Here is a 14,447-nt window from a genome sequence, read left to right as displayed (position 1 = left end):
CCAATTTATAATCGGTATAAAAGTCCACCCCAATAAAATCCGGCACCCACCGCAGGAGACAGAATTAAGTCTCCCTTCTTCACAATTCCTTTATAATAATATTCTGATAAGGCAATCGGAATGGAAGCCGCGGAAGTATTTCCCACTCTTTCAAAATTGAGTAGGAGCTTTTCCTTGGGAAATTTGGTCCTTTTTAAAACGTCCTGCACTACCACATCCGTTCCCGGATGAGGGATGACCCAATCTATATCCTCCACTTTAAGCCCATGTTTGTCCATGAGTTGGTCCATAGAAGATAAGGTGAGATCCGCAGCATTCGTGACTAGTTCAGGATAACTCTTGATATAATGGTTTGGAGCAGGACCCATTTCGATCAGCCAGGAAAGATCTCCGTCGTCTTTTAAGAAGGAGTCTATGATCCCGTAGTTCTTATCTCCTGTGTATTCGAGTAGAACTCCTGCCGCTGCGTCTCCCGCAGTGAATTCTCCGTAACCGCTCATTCTAGTACGCACTGAAAAACGTTCGCTTCCGATCACAAGCGCGGATTTGTATTTACCACTGGAAAGAAATGCGGCACCCATCTGTACTCCGTGGACGAATCCGGTGCAAGCAGTAGAAATATCGAATGCGAATGCGTTCGATGTCCCACTCATTTTGGAGGCTTGTGGGGCCAGATCCGGAAGATAGAATCGATCTGTCCAATTTGCGAGAATATATAAGTCCACATCCTTGGGATCTTTTCCTGCATCTTTCAGGATCATTTTGGCGGTCTCGGTTGCCATGAACTGAGGGGTTTCCTTTTCGTTAGCCCTTCTTCTTTCAATTACACCGATATCTCCGATGACTGCCTTTTCGGCCGGATGCATTTCAGGATATTTTAATCTAGCGCGGATCTCTTCATTCTTCACGATCCGTTCGGGAAGGTAATGTCCTATCCCAGTGATACGAACCCCGTTGGAAGCTAGGTTCTTAGCTTTTTCCATGGATCAATACTCCCTTGGTCCGAAATAAATTTCCAGTCATAATTCCAATCTTTTGCTCTATTCGGCTACAAGTTAAGGCAAACGAGTGTAAACCATAAACTGTTCCGTATAGATCCTCTCGGGATCCAATTCCCTAAGAGCCGTCAATTCTTCCGAAGTTATGGGCGGTTCTTGGTCAATCGGCAATTCTTCGTCAGGGGGAAGCCAGAGTGTGTATCTTAGAACGGCTTCTTCTGCTTCCATCTCGTCGTCGGAGGCGGGAGCGATCCAAGAGGCCAGTTCGAACGGATGATCCGAGAAGGATGCTCTCTTGAACCTACCGAATTGACAAACTGCTTCTACCACCCTGTCTCCGGGAGAAGTGATGAATTTCACTTTTCTTACGAATCGATAGCGGTTGGCCTTTGCTACCACGATCGTATCCGCAGTAGAAACGATATCGTTAGCTCCGCCTGAGCCGACCAAGAAGTTCCCTTTCCCATCCATTACGGAGTTGATATTCCCGAACCAATCCACTTCCGCGGCTCCGATGACTGCCAGGCAATCGTCCGGGACGACTGTGCCTAGGATACTGACCACATCGGATAACATGGTAGAGGAATGAGTATGAAGTTGACTGAATAAGAATACGTCACCCGCAAATGGCTTCATTCCATAGAAGCCCAGTTCCGAGATTACCTTGATAGGAATTCCTTCTCTTTCCAAAAGTTTGGCGGCGGTCCAGGCGGCCATATGAGCGGCGCCGATCCCTGCAAGAACGGTCTTATATCCTTTTTCTTTGACTCTCTCGATAATAGCTCTAGCGGTAAGGAGAATGGTCTGCTCGGAATCGTTCACAGTCTTAGGATCTTCTGGAGAAGAAAGGACATGCTCCGGCGGAGTCATCTTCAGACGTCTGAGTCTTACATCCCCGATCTGTTCCAAGTATTCCTCGTGACCGGATAATATTACATTTTCTTTATACCATTTCTCGGCTTTAGAAGGAACTCCTGCAGACTCGTTGGCTTCGATCTGGAATTCATAATCGTCCATATAGGATTCCACACCTTCGAAGGCGGGGATGTCCGGAAAATTATGAACTCTTAATGATTGCGGATGAGCTCCGTACCTTGCGGGAGCGATCCCGAGCACTCTTGTTCCCGGAATATTCACAAGTTCTGGAGGAATCGCCCCTCTGGGAACGATCTTCTCCACAGTGGCAACGACTCCTTGAGAAGCAGCAAGAGCTCCCCAGGAACCTTCTCCCGCCGGAGGACAGAGAACGATATTCCCATCTTCGTCGGCAACGACCCCATGCACAAAGGTGATATCCGGATTCAATGGAAGAAGAAGGATCATATCCTTTTCCTTGGTCCCGCGACTTTCGGTTGTTAGGTGAGGAGCCGCCGCTTCTCCAAAGGCCTGGCCAGGAGTAGGCTTATGGTAGAGGAAGGCGGTCTTTCCTAATTTATCCTCGATCAGATCCGAACCTACGAGAGAATTAGAAATGAAACCGGGAAGCCGCATCGCTCCTGCGATTAATCTTTGGGTTAATGAGAGAAGGGACCAAAGTTCCAGTTCGAATGGTTTCCCACGCAAGAGATCTTTGTACAAACTATTGGGACTCGGCTTCGGATAATTGTCTCCGGCAAAACCTGTGATGATCTTTTTTACAATGCCGGAGAGAGCCAGGCAATGAGCGCTAGAATGGATGCCCGCTACACTGACCGTGAAATCCGGTTTGGTCCCTTGGAATACTCTAGCGAGAGCATAAATGAGAGCATTGGGACGAGACATGGTAGTGGCTAAGTGAAGGTACATGCCAGGACGGACAAACTCCTGGATCAAGGAGTCTGGATCGGAAAGAATCTTTGTTGGTTCTCTCTTTTGCGGTTCCAGAGGCATTATCGTATTCGCAAAGAAGCGGCCTGACTTCTTCGTTTTTAAAGATTAGTCTTTTGACGGAAAAAAGGCCGGTTTCATACGAAATTCGACGGAAAATACCGTCGAAACGAATTCTTGCGAATTGTCAACGACCCATAGAAACTAACATCGTTTAGAGTAAAACTTTCGAGTTACTCATCCGATTATATCGCAGTATTTCCTCCGGACTCAAGTATAAAAAATATTTCCAAGGTTTAAAATTTTGGAAAGACTAAGCTCCTCTCTTCTCATAGGTCCTTTAAGATCGGATTTCCGGGTTCCGATATTAATAGTATCTTTTCCCGAAAGAAGGAACCTATGTCCCAGCTCTCCGAAAGCCAGTCCTTCTCTTTTCGGACGGACTTGATCGTTCGTAGATCCGATACCCGAAGCGCGACCGTAGTAGGCGGACTCTTCGTTTCTCATGTTACCTATGAGACGATCATTCCCTTAGTGAATGAGGCATTCGACGCATTCCTGGAGTCTCACTCTTGGTCTAAGGCAAACATTGCCGGTGCGAATATCATTATTCCCAAGATGGAAGCGGAATACAGATCCGAGGCGAAGGCAGGGGACATTTTGGAATTTGCTCTAGGAATTTCCAATCTGGGAAAGAAGTCCTGTGAACTTCTCGTAAAAGCAACGAACAAAAAAAGCGGAGAAGAAGTTGCCTTCGTGAAGATCGCTCTGGTCTTCTTCGACTACGTCTCTAAGAAAACCTTGGAAATCCCGGATAGCTTTCGGGCAAAGTTTAGCTCATGAGTTCCAATCCCCAGGTGCCAAACTCCGACCCGGAATTTCCGGCTCGGTATTATTTCTCAACTGAGATCCTGATCCGAAAGATAGATCTGAGTCTGGATATACATGTGTCCTTCGCAAGCATATTGGATCTCGTAATGGAGGCCCATCTGCAATTCTTTCAGTACCTTGGATATTCGGTAACCGATATACATGGGAACAGTATCATATTCGCGAATGCTAATATACTGTATCAGGGAGAATTATTATATAAAGATAAAGTGATCATAGATGTTTCCTTGGACAATCTGGGAGAAAAGTCCTTCGATCTGTATTTTCGTCTCTCTAAGAAAAATAGAACGGAGAAGGTCTCCGTGGTCAAGATACGGGTGTTATTCTTCGATTATTCCCAGAGAAAGGTTGTACCTATTCCGGACGGATTCAGGAAAAAATTCGAAACCGGGAAGATCATCTCACAGCCGAGTCCTGAGATAGGAACTGCATCTTCAGGGACTCTTGGACCGGACGGATTCGTATCCGGATTCCGTAAATTAGAAGTTTGGAAACTCGCTCATGTGTTCCTTCTGCATCTTTATGAGCTCTGCGATTCTTGGAAGGAGAAAGTGGAGCCGAACCTAATCGATCATATTAAATCCGTTTCTTCTCTTTTGCCTGTTCGGATCGCAGGAGCCTGGGGAACCAGAATACGCTCCGAGAAGATCAAGAATATACTCAAGGCAAAGGTCCACCTGGAAGAGTTACGTTATCTTCTCATCTTGATCGCGGATCTGGGGGCGGTGGATCCCGCTCAAGAACTGGACGATCTTGAGATCATTAATTCTCATTTAAAGAAATACTTAAATAGAGTCCGAACCGGAGAAGCCAGGAAGATCCGATGAAAAACAAAGTTGCTTTAGTTACCGGTGGAAACGCAGGCATAGGCAAGTCCATCGTATTGGAATTTGCGTCCAGAGGGGCCAAGGTACTCTTCTGCGGACGAAGAGAAGAAGAAGGAAAAAAAACGGAAGAGGAAGTCGCGAAATCCGGTGGAGTTGCGAAATTCTTCCCTTGCGACGTGTCTAACGATTCGCAGGTAAAGGATTTCGTGCAAAAAGCGGAGTCCGAGTTCGGGGGATTGGACTATGCGGTAAATAACGCCGCAGTTGGAGGTCTGTCGACGGATCTGCATCTTTATCCTGAAAAGGTTTGGGATAAGGTACTTTCGGTGGATTTGAAAGGCACATGGCTTTGCATGAAACACGAGATAGAGCTGATCTTAAAGAGAGGGCGGGGTTCCATAGTGAATATTTCCTCTATTGCCGGTCTCGTAGGTGCGGATTGGAAGGTAGCTCCTTACGCTGCCGCCAAACATGGAGTAGTTGGTCTGACAAGATCCGCAGCCTTGGAATATGCGGAGAAGAATATCAGAGTGAACGCTGTATGTCCCGGATTTATCCGCACCGAAATGTTAGAAGGTCTATTTCATTCTTCTCCAGATCCGAAAGAAGCAGAAAGAAAGATCACTCGACTGCATCCTGTCAATCGACTGTCCGAGCCGGAAGAAGTGGCAAAGGCGGCAGTATGGCTCTGTTCGGACGAGGCCTCCTTCGTTACCGGGGTTGCGCTTCCGGTAGACGGAGGATACACTGCAAAGTAAAATCCGGGTCTTACGCAGTGTGTCCGGTATAAATATATGAAACTCCGCTATTATGCAATTACGGATAAGGGAAACTTTCGTTCTCATAATGAAGATTCTTTCTTAGCGATAGAGACGATTGTCTGTGGGCAAACTCATGGAGAATTGGATTCTGTTCAGGAATTGGATACAGAGTCTGTTGCAGCTCTTTTCGCTCTCGCAGATGGGCTGGGCGGACATGAGGCAGGAGAGATCGCAAGTAGAGTTGCGTTGGAAAAACTTTCTTGGATGGAGAGAGCGATCCGACCCATAGAAGAATTGCCTTCCACCGGATGGAAGAACCTTCTTCGTAAGATCAATAACGAAGTGAACTCTTATGGCGAGTCCATTCATAAACCGAAAATGGGAACGACTTTAGTTGGGTGCTTGTTAGGAAAGCGAAAGTCCTGGGTATTCAATGTGGGTGACAGCAGATTGTATCATCTGGATAAAGACGGCCTGAAGAAAGTGACCGTAGATCATAATATCAGCGAAGAATTAGGGATCGGCCACGGAAGGAACCTTCTCACTAGTTGTATAGGTGGCGGCTCCAAGAGTATGGAGGCGGATATCTTCGATCTTACCGGAAAATTGTCTGCCGGGGATTATTTGCTGATCTGTAGCGACGGTTTAACTGAAGTCCTGAATATTGATCAGATGGAAAAGATCTTGAGAGACAGCCACGATCTAAGAGAGACTTGCAGACATCTTTCGGAAGAGGCAAATATCCGACTGACCAGGGATAATCATACCGTGTTGATCATTCAGATAGAAGCGGTTTAAGTTTTATTAATATTTATTCGGCTTCTTCGAGCAGGAATCTGGCAGTTAATCTGAAGAAGATCTCCTCTTCTTCCCCTTCTTCAAATTGAATGACTAAGGGCAGATCCGATTTGCGAGCGATCTCGTAGAATCCCAGTCCTGCTCCCTTGCTCTTCTCCGGTCTATCGGAACGGATCTGTTCGTTGTATTTTAGTTTTAGTTCTTCGTCGGAAAGGCTTTTGATCTCTTCCAACTTCTTCTTTAGGAATTCACTCTGAGAAGAATCGATCGCATTCCCGCAGTTCAACTCCCAGTTATGCGCTTTCTTTCGCAGAGCTAGGATCCCTATACCGCTCTTCTCATCCCTTTCCTTGGAATAATGAGCAACGTTTTGCGCCATCTCGACGAAGACCGTGAGAATTCGGTTCTTCTTCTTTTCTCCTTCTAACTTCTCCTTTAAAAGTTCATTTAGAGCAGAGATCGTTGTCTCGGAGAACGGACCCTTGTAGAGAAGGGCAACTCCTGTCCTTTTTAGGATATTATATTGTTTTGATAGTTGCATTCTCTTCCTCAGAATTCCGGAGCGGCTAGACTTACAAAAGAAGATTGGCTTCCGATCGCGAAAGCCATGGAGATCGCGTTCCTGAGTTTCGCCTTGCGCTGGCCTTCTGCGATATGATCATGATCGCATTCCGGGTCCGGAGTTTCCAGATTGATGGTCGGGCAGAGGGTTTGTTTTTGCATCATGAGAGAGGTTGCCGCCACATTGATGATCCCTGCGGCTCCGAACGTATGCCCGAAGATCGGCTTGATGGAGCCTACGGGTGCCCAATGGAATTTGGGGCGTCCCTCATAGAGAAGGGAGATCGCTCTACTTTCCGCTAAATCGTTGTTATGGGTTGCAGTTCCGTGTCCGCAGAAATAATCGATGTCCCCTAGTCTGAGATTGCTGATCTTCATAAGATGTTTTAGACCGGTTGCGGCTTTCTTTCCGGTTAGGTCCATTCTCATGGCATGATCCGCTTCGTTATAGCTATAGGTTCCTAAGATCTCGGAATAGATCCTGGCTCCTCTTTGCAAGGCCCTGTCCAATCTTTCGAGCACGAGTACGACTGCTCCTTCTCCCAAAAGGAAACCGTCCCTGGTCTTGTCGTAAGGGCGGATCCCTCTTTTAGGATTATCTTTTTCTAAGGACATAACCCTGCTCAATGGATCGGAGTACATCAACATGAGCGGCTGCAAGAGAGGAAATTCATGTCCTCCGGCATACATTACCTCGGCTCTTCCTTTTCGGATGGCTTGGTAACATAAACTGATCGCATGGTGCCCGCCTACACAGGCCGCGGAAACAGTGGTAACGAATCCTTGGATGTTTGCGTTAATCGCCGTTAAGTTTGTGGGATTGGATGCCATGGAGGTAAGCACCGAATAACGGTCAAATACGTTATGATCCTTTTCCTCTAGGTACTTTCTCCAGGCAAAATCCCACCAAGATAAAGAAGCTCTAGAAGAAGAATCTATAAATCCCACTCTGCTGGGTTCGAGATCCCCTTTTTTGATCCCTGCATCCTTGTTTGCTTCTTCCATTGCAGACATGAGGGCGAGTGTTTCCGTATTGTAATTCTTTGCGTATTTGTCGCTGAGATCGGGGAGATGTTTTCTCCAGTCGAATGTGTTCATTTCTCCCGCGACCTTGATCGGGAAATTGTCGGTAGGGAAGCGAGTGATGAAGTCTAACTGGGATCTTCCTTCCGAAAGGTTGGTCCAGAAGTCTCCCACGGAGAAAGTATTGGGCAGTATGACCCCGATACCGGTTACTACAACTCTTGAATTCTTGCCATTCTTTGTTTTTTCCATAGGGCCAGAGGGATCAGAAATTACCTTTGATTGTCAGATTTGGAAATAAAAAAAATCATTTCGAAACGTATACGACGCAAAAAAGAAGATAAATCCTCCACTAAAACGGAGAAAACTAGTTTAATTTGCGTAAGGTTATGAAAAAGGATTTTCGTTGGAGGTCCCACAACTTAGGCTTGTTCAAAAAATTATTTATGGAGTTTTCAATGAAATATACAAAAATTCTAATGTTCCTTCTCTCAGGGACCTTGTTCATGGTTTCCTGTTCCAAGTCACCTGAGGAAAAACTGAACGAACTAGTTCCTCGTTTCCAGAAAGCAATTTGCTCTAAAACTATCGAGTGCACTAAAGACGAGCTGGAAAAGATCCCGGCTCAGTATCGGAATATGATCCCTCCTTTTATGCAATCCGAAGAAAACTGCGTTAGTCATTTCAAAGAAGAATTCGAAAAGGCAAAGCAACGTAGAACGGAGAAGAAAGAGCAAGTGACTCCTGAAATGGTCTCCACATTCGAGGCTTGTATTTCCGGATTGGAAGCTTCTACCTGTGAGCCGTTCAAGAGCTCCAGAGGAAAAAAATTAAATATCCCAGGTTGTGAAGATCTGGAGAAGCTCACTAAACCGGAATAATTCGGAACGGAACTTCCGTTCCGGCGATTCAGGGCGGCCCCCACCCGAATTGGGTGGTGGAGGAGGGCTTGCGGGAGAAGCGCCTCCGCTATATCACAAAAGCCTTATGTTCGCAACTGAAAATTCCCGGTTACTTAAATAGTTCCCACATTGTGGGAACTATCTTCCTAATTCCGGTTTCTTCTCCTGTCCTGAAAAGGACCAATATACATACAAGATGGCGGTTAAGATCCCGAGCGAGATCATCTGGCCTAAATGCACAGTGGTTGCATAGACCAAACCTTCCGAGCTATCCCTTCCCAATAATACAAAGCCGGATGTGATGGAGGCATGGTATACTCCCGCGCCCGACGGAGCAGAAGGGACCATCACTCCTACCGCTCCACAAAACATAATAAAGATAGTCTGTAAAGGGCTGAGATGGATCCCGACCAAATATTGCAATAAGGTATAATGGATTGCATAACCAAAAAGCCAGGTCGCCCCGGTAAGAAGCCCATAGGTACTTATATTACGAAATGTTAAAAAACTCCCGAGTTCTGTGATCTGAGACGCCAGATTGTCTCGAAAGAATTCTCGCTTTCCTATTTTGGAAAACATCCATTCTCCAAGTTGGATCAATTTGGGATGGAAGAAGCGCACTATCCCTAGAGCGGAAAAGATGCCGATGATCCCGAGTAAGGGAAAGAAGAGCTTCGTGTCTGTTTGGTTGACTCCTAATAGGAATAAGGCCCCCAAACCTGCGCAGAATATAAAAGAAAAATCTAATACTTTCTCTAGGAAGATCCCGCTTACGAGACTCGCATAACCTATGTCCGTTCCTTGTCGACATAGATAGAGTCGAAATAGGTCTCCTCCTCTTGCTGGAAGGAATTGGTTCGCTCCCACACCTATATATGCGGAAAGAAGTGAGATCTTGAAGGAAACCTTCTTATGCAATAATAGATACCACCTCCAGGAGAAGAGTAGAAGTCCCCAGATGATTACAAGAAAGAAGGGGGCTAGGTAGATCGGTTGCCATCTCTCCAATATGGATCGAAAGCCGGAAAGATCCAGGTTCCAAAAAAGGAATCCCAGGGAAAGCGCACTGATAGCAAAGCCTAGAATGAGTTTTTTCAAAATACTTCTCCGTAGATCAGCCGGGGGGCCATTTCATTTGTCTTCCACCTAATAGATGGAAATGCAAATGGAACACTGTCTGTCCGCCGAGCGCTCCTGAGTTATTTACCACTCTAAAGCCTTCCTTATCCAAACCTAAAGACTTTGCGATCTCTGAGACCCGAAAAAGGATCTCTCCAATTAGGGCCTTGTCCGAGGCCTCTGCCTGATCCAAGGAAACGATATGCTTCTTCGGGATGACAAGCAGATGTGTGGGCGCCTGAGGGGATATATCATAAAAAGCTAATAGATTCTCGTCTTCGAATTCTATTTTGGCCGGGATCTCTTTTTTGATGATTTTGCAGAATAAACAGTTCGGATCGCTCATATTTTATTGTCCAAGCAAAGACTTGCCGCTCCTAAGGCCCCAGTAACGGAACCGCCTGCCAGGATCCTTGTATAGTCTTTGAATATAGGAAAGATGATTTCTCGAACCCGATTTTCAAGTCGTTTTCCGAATCGAGAATACGACCTTGCGATCCCTCCGGAAAGTACGATGCACTCCGGATTGAATAGATGGATGAGATTTCGGATCGTTTCCGCGAGTGCTTCTATCCCTTCTTCTATGATGAGTTTGGCGGAAGGATCTCCTTGTTCCGCTGTTTCAAAGAGAATTTCCACATCGGAAAGGATCTTGCCGGTTTTCTCCAAGTATCTGGCAGAAAATCCGGAAGCACTGAAGTAAGCCTCTATGCACCCTCTTTGTCCGCAGCCGCAGAGAGCCCCGCCAGGACGAATGGTAGTATGTCCAACTTCCAAGGAGTTTCCCTTGTAACCGTCGAAGAGCTTTCCTTCGAAGACCCATCCTCCGCCGAGTCCGGTGCCCAAAGTAATAACGATGAGACTAGGGGAATTCTTTCCGGAGCCGAACCAATATTCCCCGAGTGCTGCACAGTTTGCGTCATTATCATAATATACTGGAATGTTAAACTTCTTCTTTAAATGAGAAACGAGAGGGACGTCCTTCAGTTTCGGGAGATTGGCAGAAGATATCAAGATGCCATTTTCCTTATCTATAGGTCCCGGGCTTCCGATCCCTATCGATTGAATGGGTTCTTTAGAAAAATTGAATACTTCTGAAACGGAATCCTCTAAGAGGGTGAGAAAGTCTTCGTTGCTAGTTTCCGGACCGGTCTTTCGATCGCATTGGTATAAGATAGAACCTTTTCGGTCCGTGAGGCAGGCCTTGATGCTTTGAGCGCCTATATCCAGGCCTAAGACAAGACTCATTTAACGACTCTGGTAAAGCTTCCTTCTCTCATTTCGTAGATGGTCTTCGCATCAAAGGCAAGATTCATATCGTGAGTAACGAGTAAGATGGTCAATCCTCTGGAATTGAAGTCGGAGAGAAGTTTACGAACGAGTTCGCTATTCTCCGGATCCAAATCCCCGGAGGGCTCATCTGCCAAAAGGATCTCCGGTTCGTTGATCAATGCCCTTGCGATCGCAGTCATCTGGATCTGTCCGCCGGAAAGACGGGTCGGTAACTGGTCTCGTATCGCCTGCAAGTGCAGACTAGAGATCAGGTATTCGCATTTTTCCTTATATTCCTGTTCCGGAAACTTCCCCACTAAAAGAGCGGGAAGAAGTATATTCTCCTCGACAGTGAGGTGAGATACTAACTCGGAGAATTGGAAGATCAGGCCTATACTCTTGGCCCTGAATTTGGCAAGCTCCCCTTTGCTGATGGAAGAAAGTCTCAATGTATCGAAATAGATCTCTCCGGAGGTGCTGGATAGCATTCCTGTGATCATAGAAAGAAGGGTGGTCTTGCCCGAGCCGGAAGGCCCTACGATCGCGACATAGTCAGATTGATTGATATCGAAGGAAACTCCGTTTACTGCCTTGGTCGAGCCGTAGAATCTGGAAAGATTATTAATCCGAAGGATCATTTTCCCCTCCGAATGGACTTATAAGGATCGATCAAAGTATAGAGGAAGGCCGTAAAACCGGCAATGGCGCCAATCAGTAGGATTTCCAGCAGTATGGTCCCCAAATAGTCCAGAAAGGAAACCAATTCGGGGTTCCCAAAGGGAAGAAGAATGCTGATCAGGATGCTTCCTACAAAGCCGATCCCATGAATGAGCCAGACTTCCATGGTCTGTAGGAAGACAACACCGTTACGATTTCCTCCCACTGCCATCATGATCCCGTTGTCACCGGAACGACTCATGATCCGAACTATGGTCATAAAAATAAAAGCGAGCCCGGAAAGGCATAAAACCAGGTACGGAGATTTCAAAAATAGCTCGATACTAGAAAGGTCGGAAGAGATTTTTTCCGTGCGTGCTGCGAAGAATCCGTATACGAATCCGTATCCGAAGAACGCGGAGAAGACGACATGCAGAGCGCTAGTGATCCAATCCCGAGTAAAAAGGGAAAATGCAAACCTTAGGTAAGTGATCCTTCCCATCGAAGGCAGAATATTGAAAACGTTTGATTTTATCCAACATTAATTTAGTTAATAGCAGAAATTCCGAAAAATGATCTTTGTAATTCTCGTAGCAGCCGGAATCATTCTGATCGTCGCGGCGGGTTCCTTTCTCATTCAGTCCAAAAAGGACTCTTTTGAAAAAGCTCTCGCACTCGCGGCCATGGGTAACTACGTCGATTCCAGGATGTTGATCCGAGACGTCCTAGATGCGAACCCTTCCAATGTAAAAGCCAACTTCATAATGGCTAAGATCTATGCGATGGAAGGAGATCATATCAATGAGGCTCGTCATCTAGAGAAGATCAAGAAGATAGGAAGCTACGATAAGGAGATCTCCGAGGTAGCCGTTTCAAATCGCATCGCGGATATCTATTACCAACAGGATCTATTCGAAGAGTCGGTCTTTCATTATTCAGATACGCTTCTTGTAGATCCTGACAATCTAGAAGCAAATATACGGATCGCCTTTATGGCCATAGGTCAGAAAGAATTCGGGATCGCAGATAAATTTCTTTCTAGGATCCCGGACGAGAGGATCAAGATGCCGGCTCTTCTCATAGGGAAGGGAGTGGTTGCCGGTATCCTTCGCAAAGGAGATCCGAAGATCTATTTCCAAAAAGCATTCGAAGAAGATCCTACTTCTTCCGTAGGCGGATTCTTGTACTCGGTCTCCTTGGCCCGCTCCGGCCAACATGACGAAGCCATCCGGGTTGCGAACTCCGTTGTGGATGTGATCGCCGACGAATATGTAAGATACACCTTATTCCAATTCATTATGCTCGAGCATATACAGAAGGGAAACTGGAACGAAGCCTTGAAACATGCGAGGCTCTGTATGGAGATGGCTCGCAATAACGGTTGGAAGCAGGAGATGATCGACTCCGATTTTCACTTCGCTCTCTTAGCGGTACAAATGGGAAAACTAGAAGACGCGAGCGAATATCTGATCGAAGCGGAATCCGAAAGAGTAGACGACGATCGTATTATAGAATTGGCAAATTATAAGTACCAAGTCGAAACCAAGAGATTGGAATTAGGCAAGGTGGCAAAGAGCGGATTCACTCCGGAGCAGGAAATCAGCAAGTTATTCAATGAGCTTTTTCCGGTAGAAAGATATTATGAGATCTCCGGATTGAAATCCTCCAAGTCCTTTCATATCAAAGGCATCCTGGACGACGAAGGGAATAAAACGGCCATCGATATGGGCAAGATCGGGATCAGCGCTCTCGATCATTTCCGCACTATCAAGGGAGTGGATTTCAAGAACCTTTGTGTGAAAGTCGTTATGGCCTTGAATTACACAGTGAGTCGAGAGATCCCGAACAAGGAAGGGGATGGATTGAATTTCCAAGGCTTGAATAAGACCGACAAGGAGACCCGTGCCCTCTTCAAATTCAGGAAATGGAAGGATGCTAAGATCTCGGACATCTTTCTTCGGGACACTCTGAGCCAGGTCAAGGATCTAGGCTTGGACAAGGCGTTCATCATCGGCGACGCGGATTTCACAGAAGGAGCCCGTAGATTCCTTGCGGATAATCCGTCTCGGCTTTCCATCCTTTATGGCAAGGACTTGGACGAGCTCTTGAAAAAGGCGTTGAGGGCCCAGGGTTAAAGTGGAACTTCTCCCGCAAGTTTCGGGTCTTATTCGCGGGTTGTATTCCGACAAACGCATTATTATATTATTATTTTGTTTTCTTTCCGTCTTTCAAGCCTGCTTGTCCGCGAAAGAAACTCCGCTCTCTTCTAAAAGGAATTCTGAACCTTCTCCCAAGGTGGAAAAGGGAAAAGTCTTCGTAGCGGGGCATACTGCGGAACATTCCCAGAATACCGAAGAGATCCTCGCATTACTCAGGAGATTGATAGAAGGTACCGTACAGAAAGATCTGGATTTTCTTCCCGAGATCGTCTCGGAGAAGGAAGGGATCTTTCTGGATCTGAAAGGGAATTGGACTAAAGAAAGACTCATTACGGAATTAAGGACAAAAGAGAATTACTTTCAGATCTATTTCTTCGATAGGGATCTGCTCGCGAAGCAAAAGAACTCGGAGAATGTAAGGACAGTACGGGATCTTCTTCTTTCTTCTGGAGGAATAGAAGCGGATCTATATTACGAAAGTAAAACAGCTTGCGAGATCAAACTCCGCTTCAAGGAAAACGTAAAATTAGAAAAGGAACTGATCAATCCTTACTTTATTAAATTGGAAGGGAAATGGTATTTGCTCAGGCTCTTCTAGACCGCGTATTAGGACCGTAAAAAAGGCAAACGGACTTGCGGTACCAGGGCTTGATATTGAAATAGTCATAAGGAA

At 46.1% G+C, this 14,447-nt stretch carries 16 protein-coding genes; 7 read left to right on the top strand and 9 right to left on the bottom strand.

Going from position 1 to position 14,447, the window contains the following annotated elements:
• Positions 1-5: 5 nt before the first annotated feature.
• Positions 6-983, bottom strand: coding sequence for a ketoacyl-ACP synthase III (locus EHO57_RS13225; protein ID WP_135645633.1), 978 nt, complete (start codon positions 981-983; stop codon positions 6-8).
• Between the two features lie 72 nt (positions 984-1,055).
• Entirely contained in the window at positions 1,056-2,867 is a 1,812-nt protein-coding gene (locus EHO57_RS13220; RefSeq protein ID WP_135645634.1) for a CoA-transferase, read from the bottom strand.
• 336 nt (positions 2,868-3,203) lie between these two features.
• On the opposite strand from EHO57_RS13220, the gene EHO57_RS13215 reads away from it, so the two are divergent.
• The 4 genes from EHO57_RS13215 to EHO57_RS13200 are packed head-to-tail and all read left to right on the top strand — an operon-like array spanning position 3,204 to position 6,081.
• Entirely contained in the window at positions 3,204-3,647 is a 444-nt protein-coding gene (locus tag EHO57_RS13215; protein WP_135645635.1) for an acyl-CoA thioesterase, read from the top strand.
• Positions 3,644-4,522, top strand: a complete 879-nt coding sequence (locus EHO57_RS13210; RefSeq protein WP_135645636.1) for a four helix bundle protein — start codon at positions 3,644-3,646, stop codon at positions 4,520-4,522. The genes EHO57_RS13215 and EHO57_RS13210 overlap by 4 nt, the downstream gene beginning before the upstream one ends.
• The gene (locus EHO57_RS13205; RefSeq protein ID WP_135645637.1) at positions 4,519-5,280 is read left to right on the top strand and encodes a glucose 1-dehydrogenase; all 762 of its coding nucleotides are present in this window, start codon (positions 4,519-4,521) and stop codon (positions 5,278-5,280) included. The genes EHO57_RS13210 and EHO57_RS13205 overlap by 4 nt, the downstream gene beginning before the upstream one ends.
• Positions 5,281-5,316: 36 nt before the next feature.
• Positions 5,317-6,081 (top strand): PP2C family protein-serine/threonine phosphatase, encoded by a 765-nt coding sequence (locus tag EHO57_RS13200; protein WP_135645638.1) that lies wholly within the window; start codon positions 5,317-5,319, stop codon positions 6,079-6,081.
• A 13-nt stretch (positions 6,082-6,094) separates the two neighbouring features.
• Here EHO57_RS13200 and EHO57_RS13195 read toward each other — a convergent pair whose 3' ends face one another.
• The gene (locus EHO57_RS13195) at positions 6,095-6,622 is read right to left on the bottom strand and encodes a SiaB family protein kinase (protein WP_135645639.1); all 528 of its coding nucleotides are present in this window, start codon (positions 6,620-6,622) and stop codon (positions 6,095-6,097) included.
• Positions 6,623-6,630: 8 nt separating this feature from the next.
• Positions 6,631-7,917: a beta-ketoacyl-[acyl-carrier-protein] synthase family protein gene (locus EHO57_RS13190; RefSeq protein ID WP_135645640.1), complete on the bottom strand. Its 1,287-nt coding sequence runs from the start codon at positions 7,915-7,917 to the stop codon at positions 6,631-6,633.
• Between the two features lie 206 nt (positions 7,918-8,123).
• Here EHO57_RS13190 and EHO57_RS13185 point away from each other — a divergent pair, with 206 nt between their 5' ends.
• Positions 8,124-8,546: an LA_2478/LA_2722/LA_4182 family protein gene (locus EHO57_RS13185; protein ID WP_135645641.1), complete on the top strand. Its 423-nt coding sequence runs from the start codon at positions 8,124-8,126 to the stop codon at positions 8,544-8,546.
• A 159-nt stretch (positions 8,547-8,705) separates the two neighbouring features.
• Here the strand turns inward: EHO57_RS13185 and EHO57_RS13180 are convergent, their stop codons facing one another.
• The 5 genes from EHO57_RS13180 to EHO57_RS13160 are packed head-to-tail and all read right to left on the bottom strand — an operon-like array spanning position 8,706 to position 12,117.
• Complete coding sequence (locus tag EHO57_RS13180) at positions 8,706-9,665, bottom strand: lysylphosphatidylglycerol synthase transmembrane domain-containing protein (protein WP_135645642.1); 960 nt, start codon at positions 9,663-9,665, stop codon at positions 8,706-8,708.
• A gap of 16 nt (positions 9,666-9,681) precedes the next feature.
• A complete protein-coding gene (locus EHO57_RS13175; RefSeq protein ID WP_135645643.1) occupies positions 9,682-10,032 on the bottom strand; it encodes a histidine triad nucleotide-binding protein in 351 nt (116 codons plus the stop codon).
• Positions 10,029-10,934 (bottom strand): ROK family protein, encoded by a 906-nt coding sequence (locus EHO57_RS13170; protein WP_135645644.1) that lies wholly within the window; start codon positions 10,932-10,934, stop codon positions 10,029-10,031. The genes EHO57_RS13175 and EHO57_RS13170 overlap by 4 nt, the downstream gene beginning before the upstream one ends.
• The gene (locus tag EHO57_RS13165) at positions 10,931-11,596 is read right to left on the bottom strand and encodes an ABC transporter ATP-binding protein (protein ID WP_135645645.1); all 666 of its coding nucleotides are present in this window, start codon (positions 11,594-11,596) and stop codon (positions 10,931-10,933) included. The genes EHO57_RS13170 and EHO57_RS13165 overlap by 4 nt, the downstream gene beginning before the upstream one ends.
• Positions 11,593-12,117, bottom strand: coding sequence for an ABC transporter permease (locus EHO57_RS13160; protein WP_135645646.1), 525 nt, complete (start codon positions 12,115-12,117; stop codon positions 11,593-11,595). Before EHO57_RS13160 ends, EHO57_RS13165 begins: the two co-directional genes overlap by 4 nt.
• A 70-nt stretch (positions 12,118-12,187) precedes the next feature.
• On the opposite strand from EHO57_RS13160, the gene EHO57_RS13155 reads away from it, so the two are divergent.
• Both EHO57_RS13155 and EHO57_RS13150 read left to right on the top strand, forming a co-directional pair.
• Positions 12,188-13,750, top strand: coding sequence for a tetratricopeptide repeat protein (locus EHO57_RS13155; protein ID WP_135645647.1), 1,563 nt, complete (start codon positions 12,188-12,190; stop codon positions 13,748-13,750).
• A gap of 31 nt (positions 13,751-13,781) precedes the next feature.
• Positions 13,782-14,372, top strand: coding sequence for a hypothetical protein (locus EHO57_RS13150; RefSeq protein ID WP_425460794.1), 591 nt, complete (start codon positions 13,782-13,784; stop codon positions 14,370-14,372).
• The last annotated feature ends 75 nt before the right edge of the window (positions 14,373-14,447 follow it).

The sequence above is a fragment of the Leptospira langatensis genome (assembly GCF_004770615.1).
Classification (GTDB): domain Bacteria; phylum Spirochaetota; class Leptospiria; order Leptospirales; family Leptospiraceae; genus Leptospira_B; species Leptospira_B langatensis.
The sequence above is the reverse complement of the archived record's forward strand: the minus strand, read 5'-3'. Positions and strand labels throughout refer to the sequence as shown.

Bases quoted from the DNA above. Each gene is read 5' to 3' on its own strand.
- EHO57_RS13160 (WP_135645646.1), bottom strand. From the start codon at position 12,117: ATGGGAAGGATCACTTACCTAAGGTTTGCATTTTCCCTTTTTACTCGG.
- EHO57_RS13185 (WP_135645641.1), top strand. From the start codon at position 8,124: ATGAAATATACAAAAATTCTAATGTTCCTTCTCTCAGGGACCTTGTTC.
- EHO57_RS13205 (WP_135645637.1), top strand. From the start codon at position 4,519: ATGAAAAACAAAGTTGCTTTAGTTACCGGTGGAAACGCAGGCATAGGC.
- EHO57_RS13200 (WP_135645638.1), top strand. From the start codon at position 5,317: ATGAAACTCCGCTATTATGCAATTACGGATAAGGGAAACTTTCGTTCT.
- EHO57_RS13210 (WP_135645636.1), top strand. From the start codon at position 3,644: ATGAGTTCCAATCCCCAGGTGCCAAACTCCGACCCGGAATTTCCGGCT.
- EHO57_RS13155 (WP_135645647.1), top strand. From the start codon at position 12,188: ATGATCTTTGTAATTCTCGTAGCAGCCGGAATCATTCTGATCGTCGCG.
- EHO57_RS13165 (WP_135645645.1), bottom strand. From the start codon at position 11,596: ATGATCCTTCGGATTAATAATCTTTCCAGATTCTACGGCTCGACCAAG.
- EHO57_RS13225 (WP_135645633.1), bottom strand. From the start codon at position 983: ATGGAAAAAGCTAAGAACCTAGCTTCCAACGGGGTTCGTATCACTGGG.
- EHO57_RS13175 (WP_135645643.1), bottom strand. From the start codon at position 10,032: ATGAGCGATCCGAACTGTTTATTCTGCAAAATCATCAAAAAAGAGATC.
- EHO57_RS13195 (WP_135645639.1), bottom strand. From the start codon at position 6,622: ATGCAACTATCAAAACAATATAATATCCTAAAAAGGACAGGAGTTGCC.
- EHO57_RS13190 (WP_135645640.1), bottom strand. From the start codon at position 7,917: ATGGAAAAAACAAAGAATGGCAAGAATTCAAGAGTTGTAGTAACCGGT.
- EHO57_RS13215 (WP_135645635.1), top strand. From the start codon at position 3,204: ATGTCCCAGCTCTCCGAAAGCCAGTCCTTCTCTTTTCGGACGGACTTG.
- EHO57_RS13170 (WP_135645644.1), bottom strand. From the start codon at position 10,934: ATGAGTCTTGTCTTAGGCCTGGATATAGGCGCTCAAAGCATCAAGGCC.
- EHO57_RS13220 (WP_135645634.1), bottom strand. From the start codon at position 2,867: ATGCCTCTGGAACCGCAAAAGAGAGAACCAACAAAGATTCTTTCCGAT.